Annotated in this window: 20 protein-coding genes and 1 tRNA gene; 14 read left to right on the forward strand and 7 right to left on the reverse strand. The window is 60.4% G+C overall.

Going from position 1 to position 17,978, the window contains the following annotated elements:
* Window positions 1-43 precede the first annotated feature (43 nt).
* A complete protein-coding gene (locus tag AC27VO_RS04520) occupies window positions 44-1,399 on the reverse strand; it encodes a DUF945 family protein (protein WP_488665484.1) in 1,356 nt (451 codons plus the stop codon).
* A gap of 269 nt (window positions 1,400-1,668) precedes the next feature.
* Window positions 1,669-3,483: a glutamine--tRNA ligase/YqeY domain fusion protein gene (locus AC27VO_RS04525; protein WP_488665485.1), complete on the reverse strand. Its 1,815-nt coding sequence runs from the start codon at window positions 3,481-3,483 to the stop codon at window positions 1,669-1,671.
* Window positions 3,484-3,637: 154 nt separating this feature from the next.
* On the opposite strand from AC27VO_RS04525, the gene AC27VO_RS04530 reads away from it, so the two are divergent.
* The 8 genes from AC27VO_RS04530 (at window position 3,638) to AC27VO_RS04565 (ending at window position 8,413) form a co-directional block, all read left to right on the forward strand.
* Window positions 3,638-3,976, forward strand: a complete 339-nt coding sequence (locus AC27VO_RS04530; protein WP_488665486.1) for a hypothetical protein — start codon at window positions 3,638-3,640, stop codon at window positions 3,974-3,976.
* Window positions 3,977-4,057: 81 nt separating this feature from the next.
* Window positions 4,058-4,504, forward strand: coding sequence for a type II 3-dehydroquinate dehydratase (aroQ, locus tag AC27VO_RS04535; protein ID WP_488665487.1), 447 nt, complete (start codon window positions 4,058-4,060; stop codon window positions 4,502-4,504).
* Window positions 4,505-4,545: 41 nt separating this feature from the next.
* Entirely contained in the window at window positions 4,546-5,472 is a 927-nt protein-coding gene (locus AC27VO_RS04540; protein ID WP_488665488.1) for an alpha/beta fold hydrolase, read from the forward strand.
* Window positions 5,473-5,481: 9 nt separating this feature from the next.
* Window positions 5,482-5,880: an alternative ribosome rescue aminoacyl-tRNA hydrolase ArfB gene (gene arfB / locus AC27VO_RS04545; protein WP_488665489.1), complete on the forward strand. Its 399-nt coding sequence runs from the start codon at window positions 5,482-5,484 to the stop codon at window positions 5,878-5,880.
* Window positions 5,881-5,956: 76 nt separating this feature from the next.
* Window positions 5,957-6,787: a dioxygenase family protein gene (locus tag AC27VO_RS04550; protein WP_488665490.1), complete on the forward strand. Its 831-nt coding sequence runs from the start codon at window positions 5,957-5,959 to the stop codon at window positions 6,785-6,787.
* A 112-nt stretch (window positions 6,788-6,899) separates the two neighbouring features.
* Window positions 6,900-7,577, forward strand: a complete 678-nt coding sequence (locus AC27VO_RS04555; RefSeq protein ID WP_488665491.1) for an alpha/beta hydrolase — start codon at window positions 6,900-6,902, stop codon at window positions 7,575-7,577.
* Window positions 7,578-7,744: 167 nt separating this feature from the next.
* On the forward strand, window positions 7,745-7,969 hold the full coding sequence (locus AC27VO_RS04560; protein WP_488665492.1) for an HP1242/YdcH family protein: 225 nt from the start codon (window positions 7,745-7,747) through the stop codon (window positions 7,967-7,969).
* Window positions 7,970-8,119: 150 nt separating this feature from the next.
* The gene (locus AC27VO_RS04565) at window positions 8,120-8,413 is read left to right on the forward strand and encodes an HP1242/YdcH family protein (RefSeq protein ID WP_488665493.1); all 294 of its coding nucleotides are present in this window, start codon (window positions 8,120-8,122) and stop codon (window positions 8,411-8,413) included.
* A gap of 65 nt (window positions 8,414-8,478) precedes the next feature.
* Here the strand turns inward: AC27VO_RS04565 and AC27VO_RS04570 are convergent, their stop codons facing one another.
* The 5 genes from AC27VO_RS04570 to AC27VO_RS04590 form a co-directional block, all read right to left on the reverse strand.
* On the reverse strand, window positions 8,479-9,321 hold the full coding sequence (locus AC27VO_RS04570) for a M90 family metallopeptidase (RefSeq protein WP_488665494.1): 843 nt from the start codon (window positions 9,319-9,321) through the stop codon (window positions 8,479-8,481).
* 15 nt (window positions 9,322-9,336) lie between these two features.
* A complete protein-coding gene (locus AC27VO_RS04575; protein ID WP_488665550.1) occupies window positions 9,337-10,089 on the reverse strand; it encodes a UDP-2,3-diacylglucosamine diphosphatase in 753 nt (250 codons plus the stop codon).
* Window positions 10,090-10,154: 65 nt separating this feature from the next.
* Window positions 10,155-10,682 carry a peptidylprolyl isomerase gene (locus AC27VO_RS04580; RefSeq protein WP_488665495.1) on the reverse strand — a complete coding sequence of 176 codons (528 nt, stop codon included), beginning with the start codon at window positions 10,680-10,682 and terminating at the stop codon, window positions 10,155-10,157.
* 42 nt (window positions 10,683-10,724) lie between these two features.
* The gene (locus AC27VO_RS04585) at window positions 10,725-11,309 is read right to left on the reverse strand and encodes a peptidylprolyl isomerase (protein WP_488665496.1); all 585 of its coding nucleotides are present in this window, start codon (window positions 11,307-11,309) and stop codon (window positions 10,725-10,727) included.
* Window positions 11,310-11,407: 98 nt separating this feature from the next.
* Window positions 11,408-11,935 carry a tetratricopeptide repeat protein gene (locus AC27VO_RS04590; protein WP_488665497.1) on the reverse strand — a complete coding sequence of 176 codons (528 nt, stop codon included), beginning with the start codon at window positions 11,933-11,935 and terminating at the stop codon, window positions 11,408-11,410.
* Window positions 11,936-12,123: 188 nt separating this feature from the next.
* On the opposite strand from AC27VO_RS04590, the gene cysS reads away from it, so the two are divergent.
* From cysS to AC27VO_RS04620, 6 genes are all read left to right on the forward strand, one after another.
* Entirely contained in the window at window positions 12,124-13,503 is a 1,380-nt protein-coding gene (gene cysS / locus AC27VO_RS04595; RefSeq protein WP_488665498.1) for a cysteine--tRNA ligase, read from the forward strand.
* A 27-nt stretch (window positions 13,504-13,530) separates the two neighbouring features.
* Window positions 13,531-14,187, forward strand: coding sequence for a DNA-3-methyladenine glycosylase family protein (locus tag AC27VO_RS04600; RefSeq protein ID WP_488665499.1), 657 nt, complete (start codon window positions 13,531-13,533; stop codon window positions 14,185-14,187).
* A gap of 46 nt (window positions 14,188-14,233) precedes the next feature.
* Window positions 14,234-15,205, forward strand: a complete 972-nt coding sequence (locus AC27VO_RS04605; RefSeq protein WP_488665500.1) for an acetyl-CoA carboxylase carboxyltransferase subunit alpha — start codon at window positions 14,234-14,236, stop codon at window positions 15,203-15,205.
* A gap of 229 nt (window positions 15,206-15,434) precedes the next feature.
* Window positions 15,435-16,382 carry a tRNA lysidine(34) synthetase TilS gene (gene tilS, locus AC27VO_RS04610; protein ID WP_488665501.1) on the forward strand — a complete coding sequence of 316 codons (948 nt, stop codon included), beginning with the start codon at window positions 15,435-15,437 and terminating at the stop codon, window positions 16,380-16,382.
* A gap of 97 nt (window positions 16,383-16,479) precedes the next feature.
* Entirely contained in the window at window positions 16,480-17,745 is a 1,266-nt protein-coding gene (locus AC27VO_RS04615) for an aspartate kinase (RefSeq protein WP_488665502.1), read from the forward strand.
* A 64-nt stretch (window positions 17,746-17,809) separates the two neighbouring features.
* A tRNA-Ser gene (locus AC27VO_RS04620) sits at window positions 17,810-17,902 on the forward strand.
* Window positions 17,903-17,978: the final 76 nt, after the last annotated feature.

Consider the following 17,978-nt stretch of genomic DNA (forward strand, 5'->3'; position numbering starts at 1 on the left):
TGCCTGAGGCAGCCTTTGGGTTGGATTCAGCTTGGGGGCAGGGCTAGAGGGCGCTGCCCAGGCTCAGCAGCTGTTGCAGCGTTTTGGGCTGGTTGTTGAGCTTGAAGGTGCCCTGGGCAAAGTCCAGCGAGGCTTGGACGGTCTCGCCCTGCTTTTGCAGCACGCCTTCGCCCAGCAGGGCTTTCAGGCGTTTGCCCACGCCATCATCAACGGCCTCTTGCAGCGCCTGCGCATCCAGCTCGTGGTTCATTTGCTCCAGCAGGTCGATATAGTCGCTGCGCACTTTGCGCTCCAGCAGCTGCGCCAAAGTGGGCAGGGGCATGGAAGTTTGCATCTGCCCTTCCAGGTCGGTGCCGGGGTCAAAGGCGTCCGGCGACGTGCCGGTGTAGGCAATCCGTGCGGACAGGGAGACGGGGCCGTCCGGGCTGTTCAGGCCCAGGCGTGTGATGGCCAGCTCTGGCTTGCCGGCCAGCAGTTGGGGCAGGCTGCGCAGCCAATCCATGTGCTCGGTATCGGAGCCGGCTTGTACCCACTGCATGACCTGGTCCAGCCAGCTGGCGTCCAGGTTCTTGAATTCCACCTGCAAAGCCAGCTTGTCTGCACTGTAGGTGTGGGTCTGTACCTGAGCGAGCTGCACATCCAGGCCGGATTGCACTAGCGTGTCTTGCAGCACATTGCTGGCGTTCATCTCCAGCTGCTGCAGTTTGAGCTGCATTTCGCTTTCCGTGTCCTGCACCGACATCAGTCCCATCTTCAAGGCGCTGGGGCCAATCCAGAAGCTGTGACCTTGGGGGATGTGCGTGTCAAAGGTGAATTCCGTGTCTTCCACATCCATGCGGCTGCCGTCTTCCACGGTCACGCGCAAGATGGGCATGCGCACAAAGCCCTGGGTGCTGTCACGCTCGGCAGACAGTGTCCACTCCGCTTGCAGTCCGCCCCAGGTGAGGGAGGAGCCGTCTTCAAACGTGGTGGAAAAGTTGGGTGAGAACAGGGTGTGCGTGGTTTTCCCCGCCCAGTTGGCCAGCGTTGTCCATTCCAGCGGGGCTTTTTGGCGCAGGGCCTCGATCAGCTGGGGCTCACTGTCATCGGGCAGCAAAAAGCGCGACACCACTTTGGCAGCCTGCCCCATGGGCCAGGGGCCGTGCAAGATGTCGTGGGTGACGGTGATGTCGTACGTTTCCTCTTCGGTGGCAAATGACCACAGGGTCTGTGCCTGCGAGGTGAGCCAGCCACGGTCGTACTGCAGCACGCGCACGGTGAAGCCATCTTCGGTGCTCCAAGCCTCGGCCGTTTGCTCCAGCGAAGCCTGGATCTTTTCGCCGATGTAATAGCTCGTCGCAAGCCCGCCAGCGATTGCCAGAGCGCCTGCGCCGAGTAGGCCAATGACCACTTTCTTCATGATTTCCCCTCGTCGGTCGTGCGTGTGCACAAGGTGTGCCTTGTGCAGCCCGATTCTAGGGAGGCGGCTTGCGCTTTCGCGCATGGTGATGAGGTTGTTGTTTTTTGTTCTCAAAATTGCTAGCGGCTTGGGTAAGTGGCACAAGCGCTGACATGCGATTGGGGTCAGCAATCTTTTCGGGCAGAGACAGTGCCAGCAGGGCGGCTTTCATGCAAAAGGGCTGCCCGAAGGCAGCCCTTTGTTTCATGCAGACCGTGTGGCGCTCGCTGTTACTTGCCCCACGAATCCTTCAGGCCGGTGATCTTGTTGAACACTGGCTTGGCCGCGTTGTGGTCCTTGCGGTCGGCCACAAAGTAGCCAAAGCGCTCGAACTGGAACTTCTCGTCCGGCTGTGCGGCCTTCAGCGAAGGTTCCACATAGGCGGTTACCACTTTCAGGCTGCCGGGGTTCAACAGGCTCAGGTAGTCCTTGCCACCAGCGTCTGGCTGGGCATCGGTGAACAGGCGGTCATACAAGCGCACTTCGGCTTGCACGCCGTCGGCCACGCCCACCCAGGTGATGGCGGCTTTCACCTTCACCGCGTCGGCGCCGGGGGTGCCGCTCTTGGTGTCGGGCACCACGGTGGCCAGCACCTTGGTCACGTTGCCATCGGCATCCGTCTCGCAGCCAGTGCACTCGATCACATAACCGCCTTTGAGGCGCACCTTGTTGCCGGGGAACAGGCGCTTGTAGCCCTTGGGCGGCACTTCGGCAAAGTCTTCGCGCTCAATCCACACTTCGCGACCAATGGTGAAGTGGCGGTCAGGCGCAATGGCGGGTTCGTTGCCGTGATGAGGCAGGGCGGGCAGGTGGCAGGCTTCCAGGTGGTCGGCGCTGCCAAACACCTCGACCCAGTTAGTGAGCTCGAGCTTGACCGGGTCCAGCACCACCATGGCGCGGTGGGCTTGATTCTCGAGGTCTTCACGCAGGCAGCCATCCAGCGTGGCGTAGTCGATCCAGCTGTAGTCCTTGGTCACGCCAATGCGTTCGCAGAAGTTGCGGATCGATGCGGGCGTGTAGCCACGGCGGCGCAGGCCGACGATGGTGGGCATGCGGGGGTCGTCCCAGCCGTTCAGGGTGCCGCTGTCCACCAGGTGCTTGAGCTTGCGCTTGCTGGTGACCACATAGGTCAGGTTCAGGCGCGAGAACTCATATTGGCGGGGCTGGGGCGCATCAATCAGGCCGCCAGCGCGCAGGTGGTCCAGCAACCAGTCGTAGAACGGGCGCTGGTCTTCAAACTCCAGGGTGCAGATGGAGTGGGTGATGTGCTCGTACGCATCCTCAATCGGGTGCGCAAAGGTGTACATCGGGTAGATGCACCACTGGTTGCCGGTGTTATGGTGCTCGGCATGGCGCACGCGGTAGATGGCGGGGTCGCGCAGATTGATATTGGGTGCGGCCATGTCGATCTTGGCGCGCAGCACGGCGGCGCCGTCGGCCAGCTTGCCGGTCTTCATGTCTTCAAAGCGGGCCAGGTTCTCGGCCACCGAACGGTCGCGGAACGGGCTGCTCACGCCGGGACGGGTGAAGTCGCCGCGGTTGGCCTTCATGTCGTCGGCAGATTGCTCATCCACATAGGCCAGGCCTTGTTCGATCAGGTACACGGCGCAGCGGTACATGAAGTCGAAGTAGTTGCTGGCGTAGTACAGATTGCTTTCGCCGTTGGCGCCTTGCCAGTCAAAGCCCAGCCACTGCACAGCATCCTTGATGCTGTCCACGTATTCCTGGTCTTCTTTTTCCGGGTTGGTGTCGTCAAAGCGCAGGTGGCACGCGCCACCAAAGTCGCGCGCCAGACCGAAGTTCAGGCAGATGGACTTGGCATGGCCCACGTGCAGGTAGCCGTTGGGCTCGGGCGGAAAGCGCGTGCGGATCTTGGCCTGGTCCACCTGGCCGCTCTGGTGGTGCTGGGCATCACCTGGCGTGCCACCCCAGTGGCGCTGGGCGTAAGTGCCTTTGTCCAGGTCGGCTTCAATGATTTGGCGCAGGAAGTTGGTGGGCTTGACCACTTCCGTGGTGTCGTTGTGGGTGTTGGCGGGTGTGCTCATAAGCTGCTGATTGTAGGCCGCCGCGCAAGAAAAGGCAGGCTCTGCGGGTGTTGCAGTTTCAACGTCTGGATACAAGATTTTACGGTTTGTGTGACATCCGTTGCGCAGGCTCGTGCGTTAGAGGCTGCATACAACACTGAAAGGACGCTGTCGCATGAACCTGACCTTGACCAAGATGCGCCTGCGCGCACGCCATGCGGTGGCTGCGCTGGGGCTGCTGGCCACCGTGATGGGCGGCAGTGCGCACGCCGGGAATGTAGGGATTTCCGTAGGGATTCACGTCCCAGGCGTGCCGGTCTATGTGGCGCCGCCCCCACCACCACCGCCTCCTCGGGTGCATTACTACCGCCCAGCACCTCCGCCTGTGGCGTTCTATCCCGCGCCGCCCCCTTATGGCTATTGGGCGCCGCCCCCACCACCACGGGGCTACGGTAAGCACTTCAAGCACCACCGCCCCAAGTACCGCCACCATCGCCACGATCACGACGATTGATCAGTGATCGCCATGGGTGACAGAGGTCGCACCGACAGAGCCGCATAATCGCGGCTCTTGTTGTTTCAAAGAGTGGTTGCAATGGCGAAGACCGTATTTGTCCTGAATGGCCCGAACCTGAACCTGCTGGGCATCCGTGAGCCCGCGGTATATGGCGCGCAGACGCTGGCAGATGTGCAGCGCTTGTGTGAACAAGCAGCAGCACGCCACAGCCTGGCGCTGCTTTTTCACCAAAGCAACCATGAAGGCCAGCTGATTGACTGGATCCATGAGGCGGGCCAGTTGCATGCCAAGGGCGAACTGGCAGGCCTGATCTTCAATGCCGGGGCCTACACCCACACCAGCGTTGCCTTGATGGATGCCGTCAAAGGCACGGGGGTGCATTTGCTGGAGCTGCACATCAGCAATGTGCATGCGCGCGAAGCGTTCCGCCACCACTCCTATCTTTCGCCGGTGGCACGGGCTGTCATTTGCGGCCTGGGTGTGGCGGGCTACGCCATCTCCATCGATGCGGTGGCGCAGTGGTAAGGGACGTGACCAGTGAAGTTGGAGCGTGAGGGTGCAGTCGAGTGAGTGATCAAACAATGCCAACGGTGCTGCCATGGGATGGCAGCGATGCAGATGTTGCGGCGATTGCTGCAGGGCAGGTGCAAAGTACGCAGGTGCAGTCCTGGCAGGCCCGCGCGCAGCGCGTGACCGTGCCGCATGACAGTGGCCAGACAGTGCTGCGCAGCTGGACACCGGCGCAGCCCAATGGGCGGCCGCCTGTGGTGCTGTTTCATGGCGGCAGTGGCAGCTGGACGCACTGGGTGCGCAGCATTGGCCCGTTGCTGGAGGCCGGTCACAGCGTATGTGCCTTGGATTTGCCCGGCTTTGGCGCATCCGACGCACCCGCTGGCGTGAGTGATGCGGATGGCATGCTGCCCACCCTGGCCCACGTGCTGGAAACCCAATTCCCATTGCAGGCCGTGCGTTTGGTGGGGTTTTCCTTTGGTGGCATGACGGCCGGCATGCTCGCTGCCGCTTATCCGCATCTGGTGCACCAACTGGTGCTGGTGGGCGCGCCGGGTATTGGTCTGAGCAACAAGCATCCGTTCAAGCTCAAGGGCTGGCGCCATTTGGAGGACCCGCGTGCGCAATTGCTGCACCACATCTACAACCTCGGTGAGCTGATGCTGCGCGACCGCAGCCGCATTGACCGCGACACCGTGGCCCTGCACGTGGCCAATGTGCAGCGCGACCAGCTGCCTCGCCGCCGCATATCAAGCACCGATGTGCTGGTGCGCTCGCTGGCGCAGGTGCAATGCCCGGTGGCGGCCATTTATGGCGCCAGCGATGCTTTGTACCCTGGCACGCTGAATGAGGTGGCGTCACGGATGGCAGGCAGTGCACGGCAGTGGCAAGGCCTGCAGTGCGTGGCCGACGCTGGCCACTGGGTACAGTATGAGCGGCCCGACGCTTTTCACGCCGCGCTGCTGCCGCTGCTGGCGGCCTGAAGCCGGGATATGCGCTGGACACTGCAGCCCGATGAAGTCAGCTGGACGGCGGTGCGTGCACAGGGGGCTGGTGGGCAGAACGTCAACAAAGTCTCCAGTGCTGTGCACCTGCGCTATGACGTGCATGCATCTTCGCTGCCGCAGGAGCTGAAAACCCGGTTGCTGGCCCAGGCCGACCAGCGCATCACGCAGGACGGGGTGGTGGTGATCAAGGCGCAAAGCCACCGCACCCAGGAGCTGAATTTGCAAGACGCCTTGCAGCGCCTGCATGCGCTGATCGCGCAGGCGGCCCATGTCCCCAAAGCGCGCAAGGCCACCAAGCCTACGCGCGCCTCACAACGGCGGCGTGTAGACGCCAAAAAACGCGCCGGGGCAACCAAGGCCTTGCGTGGCAAAGTGCAAGATTGATTGCATTGATATTTGAGACAGTGCGTGTGATTGTTGTTATCTAGTTTGTTGTGCGAGACAACCTAATATGAGCTGGATGCAACCCACTCTTTCTTCTACTCCCGCAGTGCCGCCCGTGGCTGCCCGTGTGCCTGCACTGTTTGTCTCGCACGGCTCCCCCATGTTTGCGCTGGACGCCGGTAGCACCGGCCCTGCGCTGCGGCAGTGGGGGCAAGATTTGCGCACCCAGTTTCCGCAGCTGCGCGGCGTGGTCATCCTGTCGCCGCACTGGATGGCCCAGGGCGCGCAGGTGATGACCCACCCGAGCCCTGCAACCTGCCATGACTTTGGCGGCTTTCCGCCTGCGCTCTATCAGCTGAGCTACCCCGCCCAAGGCTCTCCCGCGCTGGCGCAGCAGGTGCTGGATTTGCTGCAGCAAGCGGGGATTGCTGCGCGCGCCGATGCGCAGCGCCCCTTTGACCACGGTGCCTGGGTGCCGTTGATGCACCTGTTGCCACAGGCTGATGTGCCCGTGGTGCAGGTGGCGCTGCCCCAGCAGGCGGATGCCCGTGCGGTGTATGCCCTGGGGCAGGCCTTGCAAAGGCTGCGCGAACAAGGGGTGCTGCTGATCGGCAGTGGCAGCATGACGCACAATCTGCGCGAATTCTTCAGTGGTGCGCAGCAGGCGGGCGACTATGTGGTGGAATTCAGCCGCTGGGTGGAAATGCAGGTGCAAGCGGGGGCCATCGACACTTTGTTGGACTGGCACGAGCATGCCCCGCATGCGCTGCGCGCCCACCCCAGTGATGAACACTTTTTGCCGCTGTACTTTGCCCTCGGGGCCGCAGGCCCTGGTGCCCAGCCGCACTATCTGAGTCGTGAGGTCATGTACGGCATGCTGGCCATGGATGCATTTGCGCTGCATTAATTCATGATTGATAGCTTAAAGCGCTGGATAGATAAGCGTTTAAAGCCATTTTTATGGTGAATTTGCAAACACTGGCTGGCACCTTCTTACTTTTGCACTGGAAAGCCTTGCCATGTTGAACCTTCCCCTGAATGGCCTGTACCGTCCCGCTGCTGCAGACGTGGCCCAACCCTGGCTGCTGGTGTTGATGCACGGCGTGGGCAGCAACGCTGAAGACTTGTTTGGGCTGGCAGATTACGTGCCGCCTGCCTACCATGTGCTGAGCCTGCAGGCCCCTTACGCCATGGGGCCACAGGCTTTCGCCTGGTTCCAATTCAGCGTGAACCCGGATGGCAGCCGCACCATTGCGTCAGAGCAAGAGGCACACAGCCGCGCCCTGGTGGCGCAGACGGTGCAGCAAGCCGCTCAGCAACTGGGCGTGCCACTGGAACGTGTCATCGTGGGTGGTTTTAGTCAGGGCGGCATCATGAGCCTGAGCCTGTTGCTGACGCAGCCCGCATTGCTGTCCGGCGTGTGCATCTGGCACAGCCGTTTGCTGCCCGAAGCGTTGGCGCAGCAGGTGTCCAGCGCGCAGTTGCAGGGGCGCAGTGCGTGGGTGAGCCACGGCACGCAGGACCAGGTGATTGCGCTGGCCAGTGCCCATGCCATTCGCGACCATCTCCAGGCCACGCCGGTGGCACTGCGCTACCGCGAATATCCCTGCGCGCACACCATCCATCCGCAAGAGCTGCGCGACAGCATGCAGTGGTTGTCTGAGTGCGCCAGTGCGGTAAAGGATTTGCAAAAATAAGAGCGCGTAGCGCAGGTGGCACCAGCGTTTTTCATGCTTTTGTTACAAAGTTTACATGGCGCAATCTTTGCGTTCATCGGCTGTGCACAATGAACCATGGCCGCTGCCCTTGACTATCTGCGGCAGCGGATTGACCATGTCACTGTGGATTGGATGAAAGGTAAAGCATGTTTCCTGAGTACCGAGAACAGATCGCCCGCCTGCGCAGCCATGATCGTCATTTCAGCCGCCTTTTTGATGAGCACAACAAGCTCGATCACGAAGTCAAGCAGTTGGAGGACAAGCGCTCCGCGGCTTTGCAATCCGAGATTGATGTGCTGAAAAAGCAAAAACTGGCATTGAAGGAAGAACTCTACGGCCTGCTGCGCAAAGAAGCCGCCAGCGCCGCCTGAACTGTTTGTGAAAGCACCGCAAGGTGCTTTTTTCATTTCTGCGATGGCCTGCCGGACTGTGGCCGCAGTGGCTGCAAGCTCTGGCACCGTCGGTTTGCCCCTGGGGCCGTTTTTTTGGCAGCCCCGCCTGTTGTTGACGAAAGGACGCTTATGTTCACCCAGTACCATGAACAGATCGAGCAGCTGCGCGCTACAGATAAAAACTTCAGCCGCCTGTGTGACAAGCACAGTGCGCTGGATGCAGAAGTGGAGGCGCTGGTGCAGCGCAAATCGCCGAGCTTGCAGGTCAATATCGAGAACCTGAAAAAGCAAAAGCTGGCGGTCAAAGAAGAGATTTACGCCATGCTGCGTGAGGCAGAGCCTATGCTCGCGCTCAAACAGCAAAGAAACTATGTGGACCAGGCCAAGCTGGCGCAGATGTCGGGTATGCGCCTGAGCGCGTAGCGCCCCACAAGGCTGGATCTGCAAGAGGCGCCGCAAGGCGCCTTTTTCTTGCCAGTTAGTGTGCTTTAGCGGGCCGCCGCCGCAGTGCTGCGCTGGAACAGGGCATCCAGCAACGGCTGCAACGTGGGAAAGTGCTCTGCAAACGTGGCTGGGGCCAGCCAGTAGGCTTCACAGGCGACCGCAAAGAACTCTTCGGGTGCGGTGGCGCCATACGCATCCAGCCAGGGCGCGGGCTGACCAAAACGCTGGTGTGCGGCCAGTGCTTCACAAAAATCGGCGTAGGCCGCTGTCCAGGTCTGTGCCCAGTACTGCCTGGCCTGTGCGGCCGAGGTATAGCCCATGAAGCCTGCGGGTAGGGGTGGGCAGCCATCGACGCCGCCGTTGGCCATGTCCAGCTTGTGTGCAAATTCGTGAATCACCACATTGCTGTAGCTGCCCCAGTGCGCATGCCCACCGCGCTGCACGGCGGACCAGCTGAGGGTGACGGGGCCGCGCTCCATGGCCTCGCCCATCAGCGACTCTTCGTAGTGGTGCACAACGCCTGCACCATCGAGGACTTTACGGCGCGCCACCATGTCATCGGGGTGGATGACGATGCCCACAAAGTCGTCGTACCAGCGCAATGCCTGCTGCGGTGTGCCCCAGTGAATCAGCAGCACACAGGCCTGTGCAGCCACGGACAGGGCCATGGCATCGCTGATTACCAGCCCCTGGGCGCCGGCAAACTCCTTGCGCTGCAGAAAGTGCGCGCACAGGGCCTTGAGCTGCAGCAGCTCGGTCGTGGAGAGCTGCTGCAAAAAGGGCAGATCACGCAGCGTGGCCTGCCACAGTGCTTCAGGAATATCCGGTGGCACGCCCAGATGGCGTACCAAGCGTGCGGGTAGCCAGCGGGAGAGCGTCTTCCACATCGTGCGCAAGCCGGTTCAGAGCGGCAGCCGCTGCCAGCCGCCTTGCTGCGTGACGCGCAGCACCTCGGCGCGGTGCGTGTCGCCGTCGATGTGCCAGTCGCTGAGCACAATGCGTGTGCCGCCACCGGGCAGGGCGTGGTCGGCCGGGCGGTGGGTGTGGCCATGGATGAGCCATTGGGCCTGGGCCTGCTCCATCCATCGCGCGGTCATGGCAGCGTCCGCATCGGCGTAGGGGGCGCCCGATTGTTTGCGCTGTTCGCTTTCGCTGCGCGCTGATTTGCCAATGGCACGGCGCACGGCCAAGGGTTGGCTCAGCAGTTGTTGCTGCCAGGCGGCAGAGCGGCTGACGGCGCGAAATTTTTGGTATTCCACATCATCCAGGCACAGCGCATCACCGTGGCTGAGCACGATGCGGTGCTCGCCCCAGACCAGCACGGTGGGGTCGGCCAGGCCGGTCATGCCCGTGGCTTGCAAGAAGGCGTCTCCGGCCAGGAAGTCGCGGTTGCCCACCATGAAAAATAAGGAGCGCTCAGCGCTTGCTGCACGCAGGGTTTTGGCACATTTGGCTTCAAAGCTGTCGGCTTCAAGCAGGGCGTCGTCACCGACCCATACTTCAAAAATATCGCCCAGCAAGAAAATGGCATCGGCCTGGCTGGTGGCCAGGTAGTCGCGCCAGGCCTGCACGGTGGCGGGCTCACGGGGGTCCAGGTGCAGGTCAGAAATGAATTCGACCGTGCGCCAATGCGCTGGAGCAACAAGCTCAGGCATGGCGGGCACGGTCGAGTTCACATCCGTTGCTTGCGTGGCAAGTTCCAACGGTTGCATGGGGAAAATTACAGGGCCACGGCCTTGTCGATCACCACGGCGTCAAAAGGCACGTCATCGTGGAAGCCCTTGCGGGTGGTGCGCACCTTCTTGATGGCGTCCACCACTTCTTCACCCTTGACCACCTTGCCGAACACGGCGTAGCCCCAGCCCTGGCCAGTAGGCGCAGTGTGGTTCAGGAAGTCGTTGTCCACGGTGTTGATGAAGAACTGGCCGGTAGCGCTGTGGGGGTCGCTGGTGCGGGCCATGGCCAGGGTGTACTTGGCGTTCTTCAGGCCATTCTTGGCTTCGTTTTCGATGGGGTCGTTGGTGGGCTTTTGCTTCATGTCAGCCGTAAAGCCGCCGCCTTGGATCATGAAATTCTTGATCACGCGGTGGAAGATCGTGCCGTTGTAAAAGCCTGCGTTCACGTAGTTCAGGAAGTTCTCGCTCGACTTGGGGGCGTTCTTGGCATCCAGCTCGATGGTGATCACACCTTGGGTGGCTGTGTCAGCCACGTTGATGGTGACGTGCAGTTCAACTTGTGGGTTGCTCATGGCAAAACTTTCTGTGAGAGAAATAAAACGGAGTCTGCGCGATCACTTGACCACGGCGGCCGTGGTGATGGTGATGGCAGAAGTGGGCACATTCTGGTGCATACCGCGGTTGCCCGTAGGCACTGTGCGGATTTTGTCGATCACGGCCTGGCCTTGCACCACTTTGCCAAATACGGCGTAACCGTGGCCGTCTGGCTGGGGCGCGTTCAGCATGTCGTTGTTGGCAACGTTGATGTAGAACTGCGAGGTGGCAGAGTTGGGGTTGCCGGTGCGGGCCATGGCAATGGTGTAGCGGTCATTTTTCAGACCGTTCTTGGCTTCCAGGGGAATGGGGGCACGGGTGGGCTTTTGCTGCAGATCGGCGGTAAAGCCGCCGCCCTGGATCATGAAGCCATCGATCACCCGGTGAAAGACGGTGCCTTCGTAGTGCTTGTCGTTCACGTACTGCAGGAAGTTTTCAACCGTTTTGGGGGCTTTGGCGGGCTCCAGCTCCACCACAAATTCACCCATGTTGGTGGTGAACTTGACGCGGGGTTTGCTGGTGTCTTGTGCTGCAGCGAAGGTGGCGGTGCTGGCCAGCACCCAGCCAGCCAGAGAAAGGGTGAGGGTTCTGCGGGACAAAGTCATGGCAGGGTTCCTTGGATAGGCAATGCAAAAAACGAAACATCAGAGGCCAGCTGCGCCGACCCATCAGTGTTTGGAGTCGGCGCGAGGCAGAGGTTCCGTCAGCGTGCTGCGGGTTGCAGCATGTCGGTCAGGGTGGACAGCTTGAGCTTGAGAGGTGTGTTGCTGCCGTTGAGCTTGAGCGACTGGCGGTAGGCGTCGTGGGCAAGGCGGGCGTAAATGTCGCCCAGGTTCTCATGTGCGACGGCGTAGCCGGGGTTGTTGCGCACCGCCATCTCCAGGGCGCCACGGGCTTTGTCCAGCTGGTTTTGGCTGGCGTAAATCACGGCCAGGTTGTTGTAGGGCTCGGGCAGCTCGGGGTATTCCTCGATCAGGCTTTGGAACGTGGCCGTGGCAGCAGCGAGATCGCCCGCCTTGGACTGTGCCGCGCCTTTGAGAAAGCGCATCTGGGGGTCGCGCGGGTTGCTGGCCAGGTACTGATCGGCCTTGGTCAGGGCGGCTGCAGTGTCACCCGATTTGACCAGGGAGGACACATCGCCGTACATATCGGCCTGCGCAGCACCTGCAATCAAAAAGCTCGACAGCACCAGCTGGCGCAACACGGATCGAGGGCGGAGGGTAGGGGACATGTAGGTGCTTTCCAAGGGCGACAGAAGTCCGCCAGCGTGACGGGCTTATACTGCGAAAGATTGTAGCTGAGGGGTGTTGGCGTTGAACGTTGGCAGTCCCGTCACAGGCATGGCCCGGCTGCATGGAGGCATGTGCTGCGCACCGGGTGTGCGGCCTCTCCCACTCAATCTTCCGTTTTTGACACTCCATGAGTTTGCGTATCTACAACACGCTGTCGCGTGCATTGGAGGCGTTTTCGCCGCTTGAAACCGGACATGTCCGCATGTATGTGTGCGGCATGACGGTCTATGACTTGTGCCACCTGGGCCACGCGCGCTCGATGGTGGCATTTGACGTGGTGCAGCGTTGGCTGCGCGCCAGCGGCTCTCGCGTGACCTATGTACGCAACATCACGGACATTGATGACAAGATCATCAAGCGCGCGGTGGAAAACGGTGAAACCATTCGCAGCCTGACGGACCGCATGATTGATGCGCTGCACCAGGATGCCGATGCCCTGGGTATTGAGCGCCCCACGCATGAGCCGCGTGCGACCGAATACGTGCCGCAGATGCTGTCCATGATTGGCACGCTGCAACAAAAAGGTTTGGCCTACCAGGCCAGCAATGGCGACGTGAACTTTGCGGTGCGCAAATTCCCCGGATACGGCAAGTTGTCGGGCAAGTCGCTGGATGAGCTGCAGGCCGGTGAGCGTGTGGCGGTGCAAGAGGGCAAGGCCGATCCGTTTGATTTTGTGCTGTGGAAATCCTCCAAGCCCGAGGAGCCTTCCGATGTGAAGTGGGCCAGCCCGTTTGGCGAAGGCCGCCCTGGCTGGCACATCGAGTGCTCGGCCATGGGCTGCGAGATGCTGGGTGAGAGCTTTGACATTCACGGCGGTGGCGCTGATTTGCAGTTTCCCCACCACGAAAACGAGATTGCCCAGAGCGAAGGCGCAACGGGCAAGCCGTTTGCACAGACGTGGATGCACAACGGTTTTATCAACGTGGACAACGAGAAAATGTCCAAATCGTTGGGCAATTTCTTCACCATCCGCGATGTGCTCAAGGAATACGATGCGGAAACCGTGCGTTTCTTTGTGGTGCGCAGCCACTACCGCAGCCCGCTGAACTATTCCGATGTGCATCTGGACGATGCACGCGGCGCGCTCAAGCGCCTGTACACCGCACTGAGCCTGGTGACCCCGGCTGATGTGGCCATTGACTGGGCAGAGCCCCATGCAGCGCGCTTCCAGGCGGCCATGGATGAAGACTTTGGCACGCCCGAAGCCGTGGCGGTGCTGTTTGATCTGGCCAGTGAAGTCAATCGCAGCAAATCGCCCGAAGTGGCCGGTTTGCTCAAAGCGCTGGGCGCATGCCTGGGCTTGCTGCAGGACGATCCGCAAAAGTTTTTGCAAGCCGGAGCTGACGGGGTGGACGCTGCTGCCATTGAGGCGCAGATCGCTGCCCGTGCTGCAGCCAAGGCTGAAAAGAACTGGGCAGAGGCGGACCGCATTCGCAAGGCGTTGTTGGAGCAGGGCATTGTGCTGAAGGACTCTGCGGTAGGCACGACGTGGGAGGCCGCCCAGTAATTGCTGGGTGTGCACGCGAAGAACCGTATGTCCCCCTCTCCCAAAGAATTGCCTTTGCCGCCAGCGCACGCGCCAGCGTATTGGGCGGAGGCGTGTAAACACCTGGTCAAGAAAGACCGGGTGATGCGCCGTCTGATTCCGCAGTTCAGTGCCGAGGCATTGCAAACCCGCGGTGACCCGTTCATCACGCTGGCCCGATCGATTGTGGGGCAGCAGGTATCGGTGAAATCTGCCGCTGCGATCTGGAAACGCTTCGCGGCATTGCTCACTGAAATCACCCCCGCGCAAGTCTTGCTGCTGAAAGTGGATGACATGCGCGGTGCCGGCCTGTCTGCCCGCAAGGTGGACTATCTGGTGGATCTGGCGCTGCACTTCACAGAAAACCGCTTGCGGGTGCAGGAGTGGGCGCAACTCGATGATGAAACCATCATTGCCGAACTCACGGCCATCCGCGGTATTGGCCGCTGGACGGCGGAGATGTTTTTGATTTTTTACCTGCTGCGTCCCAACGTTTTGCCGTTGGACGACGTGGGGCTGCTCAAGGGAATCAGCCAGAGTTATTTCTCGGACGATCCCGTGAGTCGCAGTGATGCCCGAGAAGTTGCTGAGGCTTGGAAACCTTGGTGCACCGTGGCAACTTGGTATATTTGGCGCTCGCTCGACCCGCAGCCTGTGGCCTATTGAACAATCCCTGGGCCCCATCGCGCAGGCCGGGACAAGGAGAAATAACTTGGCGAAGAAAAACTTTCTGGACTTTGAACAGCCTATTGCTGAGCTTGAAGCCAAAATCGAAGAGCTGCGTTATGTGCAGACGGAAAATGCGGTTGATATCTCCGATGAGATCGATCAGCTGAGCAAAAAGAGCAACCAGCTCACCAAGGACATCTATAGCGATCTGAGCCCCTGGCAGATCACCAAGATTGCCCGCCACCCCGAGCGTCCTTACACGCTCGACTACGTGCGCGAGTGCTTCACCGACTTTGTCGAGATGCACGGTGACCGCCACTTTGCGGACGATAAGTCCATCGTGGGCGGCCTGGCACGCTTTAACGGTCAGCCTTGCATGGTGATTGGCCACCAAAAGGGCCGCGATACCAAGGAGCGCGCACTGCGTAACTTTGGCATGACCAAGCCCGAGGGCTACCGCAAGGCGCTGCGTCTGATGAAGACGGCCGAGAAGTTCAAGCTGCCCGTGTTCACTTTTGTGGACACCCCCGGCGCTTTCCCAGGCATTGATGCAGAAGAGCGCAGCCAGTCGGAAGCCATTGGCCGCAACATCTTTGAGATGGCCCAGCTGCAGACCCCCATCATCACCACCGTGATTGGTGAAGGTGGCTCTGGCGGTGCGCTGGCCATTGCCGTGGCTGACCAAGTGCTCATGCTGCAGTATTCCGTGTACTCGGTGATCAGCCCTGAAGGCTGCGCGTCGATTCTGTGGAAGACCGGCGAGAAGGCTGAAATGGCAGCCGATGCCATGGGTATCACCGCCCACCGCCTGAAGGCGCTGGGTCTGGTGGACAAGATAGTGAACGAGCCTGTGGGTGGCGCGCACCGCGACCACAAGCACATGGGCAGCTTGCTCAAGCGCGCGTTGAACGATGCCTGGCGCCAGCTGTCGGACCTGAAGCCCAAGGAATTGCAAGACCGCCGCTACGAGCGTCTGCAAAGCTACGGTCGCTTCAACGACACCAAGGCCAGCTAAAGCGCGTTGCGCATGCCTGCTTGCCTTGCAAGCGGCGCTGGCTCACACTGAAATGGCCCTGCGGGGCCATTTTTTTTTGGCGGGTTTGGATGGCGCATGCGTCGCGTGCATATATATCTATGAATATTAATAGCTGCTTGCGCTTATGTTTCCTTGGGTTTAATACGAAATCATTGGGAAGTGCTTGCAGATGCAGCGCTGTCAGCTATGAATTTTTAAGAGGTGCAAGGTGACGGTTTCGGTTGATCAAGCCATGCAGGCCTTTGCGCCTGCATTGCCCATGGCGGTGGCATACAGCGGTGGTGCAGATTCCACAGCGCTGCTGCACGCCTGTGCCAGGCGCTGGCCGGGTCAGGTGATGGCCATTCACGTGCACCACGGCTTGCAGGCTGCCGCTGATGATTTTGAGGCGCATTGCCGCCAAACCTGTCACGCGCTGCAAGTGCCTTTGGCGGTGGTGCATGTGGATGCGCGTCACCAGCCAGGCCAAAGCCCGGAAGATGCGGCACGCCGCAGCCGTTATGCCGCGCTGGCCGAGCAGGCGCGCACCGCATTCGCGCAGCCGGTTGCCAGCATTGCCTTGGCGCAGCATGCCGATGACCAGGTGGAGACGTTGTTGCTGGCCCTGTCGCGCGGTGCCGGGGTGGCGGGTTTGGCCGCCATGCCCGCGCAGTGGCAGCGCGATGGCGTGGCGTGGTCGCGTCCGTGGTTGTCGGTCAGTGCGGTCGATATCCGCAACTGGCTGCATGCGCAAGCGATCGGCTGGATTGAGGACCCCACCAACGCCCAGGACTGCTACACGCGCAACCGCATCCGCTTGCAACTGCTGCCGGTGCTGGAGCAGGTGTTTCCGCAGTTTCGCGATACGTTGGCGCGCAGTTGCAGTCATGCGGCCGATGCCAAGCAGCTGTTGCAGGAGTTGGCGCAGCTCGATCTGGAGTCTGTGGGGATACCCCCGCAGATTCAGCGCTTGCAGGCGCTTAATGCGCAGCGTCAGGCCAATGTGCTGCGGCATTGGCTGCTGGTGCACTACCAGGTTACGCCCACAGCGGCGCAGCTCAAAGAGTTGCAAAAGCTGATCAACGCCTGCCGCACGCGTGGGCACCGCATCCATCTGAAAGTCGGCTACGGGTTTGCCGTAAGGGATGGTGCCACCCTCGGTTGGTACAATCCCTGAGTTTTGGTCCCAATTTTTGAGCACGAAAACCGGCGGCGCGCCAAAACACGCTTTTTCCAACAGCGCCGTGCCAAGCAGTTTCGTCACCCCAATATCAATGGCACTGATCGTTCATAAATACGGCGGCACCTCGATGGGCTCACCCGAGCGCATTCGCAATGTTGCCAAGCGTGTGGCCAAGTGGGCTCGGGCAGGTCACCAGATGGTGGTTGTCCCCAGCGCCATGAGTGGCGAAACCAACCGCCTGCTGGGCTTGGCCAGCGAATTGGCCCCTAGCGCGGCCAAGACCTCTTATTACCGTGAGCTGGACATGCTGGCCGCCACGGGTGAGCAAGCTTCGTCGGCCCTGCTGGCGATTGCGCTGCAGGCCGAAGGCATGGAGTCCGTCAGCTACGCAGGTTGGCAAGTGCCAGTGCGCACTGACAGCAGCTTCACCAAAGCACGCATCGAATCGATTGATGATGTGCGCGTGCGCAAGGATCTGAGCGCAGGCCGTGTGGTGGTGATTACAGGCTTCCAAGGCATCGACCCCGAAGGCAATGTCACGACTCTGGGTCGTGGTGGCTCGGACACCTCGGCGGTGGCCGTGGCTGCTGCCATGAAGGCCGATGAATGCCTGATCTACACCGATGTGGACGGTGTCTACACCACCGATCCCCGTGTGGTGCCTGCGGCCAAGCGCCTCACGAGCGTGAGCTTTGAAGAAATGCTGGAGATGGCTAGCCTGGGCTCCAAAGTGCTGCAAATTCGCTCGGTGGAATTTGCGGGTAAATACAAAGTTCCCATGCGTGTGCTGTCGAGCTTCACCCCATGGGACATCGACTTGGAAGAAGAAGCCAAGTCCGGCACGCTGATTACTTTTGAGGAAGACGAAAAAATGGAAAAGGCCGTTGTTTCTGGCATAGCATTCAACCGTGGCGAAGCCAAGATCTCTGTGCTGGGCGTGCCTGATACCCCTGGTATTGCTGCTGGCATCCTGGGTCCAGTGGCGGATGCCAATATCGAAGTGGACATGATCATTCAGAACATCTCCAAGGATGGCAAGACTGATTTTTCCTTCACAGTGAACCAGGGCGACTACCAGCGTGCGCTGGACCTGCTGCGCGAAAAAGTGGCGCCTGCACTGGGTGCTTCTGAAGTGGTGGGCAATCCCAACATCGCCAAGGTCAGCATTGTTGGCATCGGCATGCGCAGCCATGTGGGCGTGGCATCCACCATGTTCCGTACCTTGAGTCAAGAGAATGTGAACATCCAGATGATCTCTACCTCTGAGATCAAGACTTCCGTGGTGATTGACGAGAAGTACCTGGAGTTGGCGGTGCGTGCGCTGCACACAGCCTTTGGTCTGGACAAGAGCGAATAATTTTCAAAAAATTTGGCGGCTTTGTCAAAACAGTCAAAAAAGCTGCTTACAATAACGTCATTCCGGAAACGTGACCGAGTGGCCGAAGGTGCTCCCCTGCTAAGGGAGTATGGGGTGTAGAGCCTCATCGAGGGTTCGAATCCCTCCGTTTCCGCCAGATTGAGAAAGAAGCTCGGTGAGCTTCTTTCTTTTCTGGGTGGTAAGAAAAGAATTTTTCTGAATTTCTTTTCTTA

It is taken from the genome of Comamonas sp. 14P8.1.4 (genome assembly GCF_057799285.1).

Coding starts and splice junctions, on each gene's coding strand:
- AC27VO_RS04520 (WP_488665484.1), bottom strand. CDS start 1,399: ATGAAGAAAGTGGTCATTGGCCTACTCGGCGCAGGCGCTCTGGCAATC.
- AC27VO_RS04525 (WP_488665485.1), bottom strand. CDS start 3,483: ATGAGCACACCCGCCAACACCCACAACGACACCACGGAAGTGGTCAAG.
- AC27VO_RS04530 (WP_488665486.1), top strand. CDS start 3,638: ATGAACCTGACCTTGACCAAGATGCGCCTGCGCGCACGCCATGCGGTG.
- aroQ (WP_488665487.1), top strand. CDS start 4,058: ATGGCGAAGACCGTATTTGTCCTGAATGGCCCGAACCTGAACCTGCTG.
- arfB (WP_488665489.1), top strand. CDS start 5,482: ATGCGCTGGACACTGCAGCCCGATGAAGTCAGCTGGACGGCGGTGCGT.
- AC27VO_RS04550 (WP_488665490.1), top strand. CDS start 5,957: ATGCAACCCACTCTTTCTTCTACTCCCGCAGTGCCGCCCGTGGCTGCC.
- AC27VO_RS04555 (WP_488665491.1), top strand. CDS start 6,900: ATGTTGAACCTTCCCCTGAATGGCCTGTACCGTCCCGCTGCTGCAGAC.
- AC27VO_RS04560 (WP_488665492.1), top strand. CDS start 7,745: ATGTTTCCTGAGTACCGAGAACAGATCGCCCGCCTGCGCAGCCATGAT.
- AC27VO_RS04565 (WP_488665493.1), top strand. CDS start 8,120: ATGTTCACCCAGTACCATGAACAGATCGAGCAGCTGCGCGCTACAGAT.
- AC27VO_RS04570 (WP_488665494.1), bottom strand. CDS start 9,321: ATGTGGAAGACGCTCTCCCGCTGGCTACCCGCACGCTTGGTACGCCAT.
- AC27VO_RS04575 (WP_488665550.1), bottom strand. CDS start 10,089: ATGCCTGAGCTTGTTGCTCCAGCGCATTGGCGCACGGTCGAATTCATT.
- AC27VO_RS04580 (WP_488665495.1), bottom strand. CDS start 10,682: ATGAGCAACCCACAAGTTGAACTGCACGTCACCATCAACGTGGCTGAC.
- AC27VO_RS04585 (WP_488665496.1), bottom strand. CDS start 11,309: ATGACTTTGTCCCGCAGAACCCTCACCCTTTCTCTGGCTGGCTGGGTG.
- AC27VO_RS04590 (WP_488665497.1), bottom strand. CDS start 11,935: ATGTCCCCTACCCTCCGCCCTCGATCCGTGTTGCGCCAGCTGGTGCTG.
- cysS (WP_488665498.1), top strand. CDS start 12,124: ATGAGTTTGCGTATCTACAACACGCTGTCGCGTGCATTGGAGGCGTTT.
- AC27VO_RS04600 (WP_488665499.1), top strand. CDS start 13,531: ATGTCCCCCTCTCCCAAAGAATTGCCTTTGCCGCCAGCGCACGCGCCA.
- AC27VO_RS04615 (WP_488665502.1), top strand. CDS start 16,480: ATGGCACTGATCGTTCATAAATACGGCGGCACCTCGATGGGCTCACCC.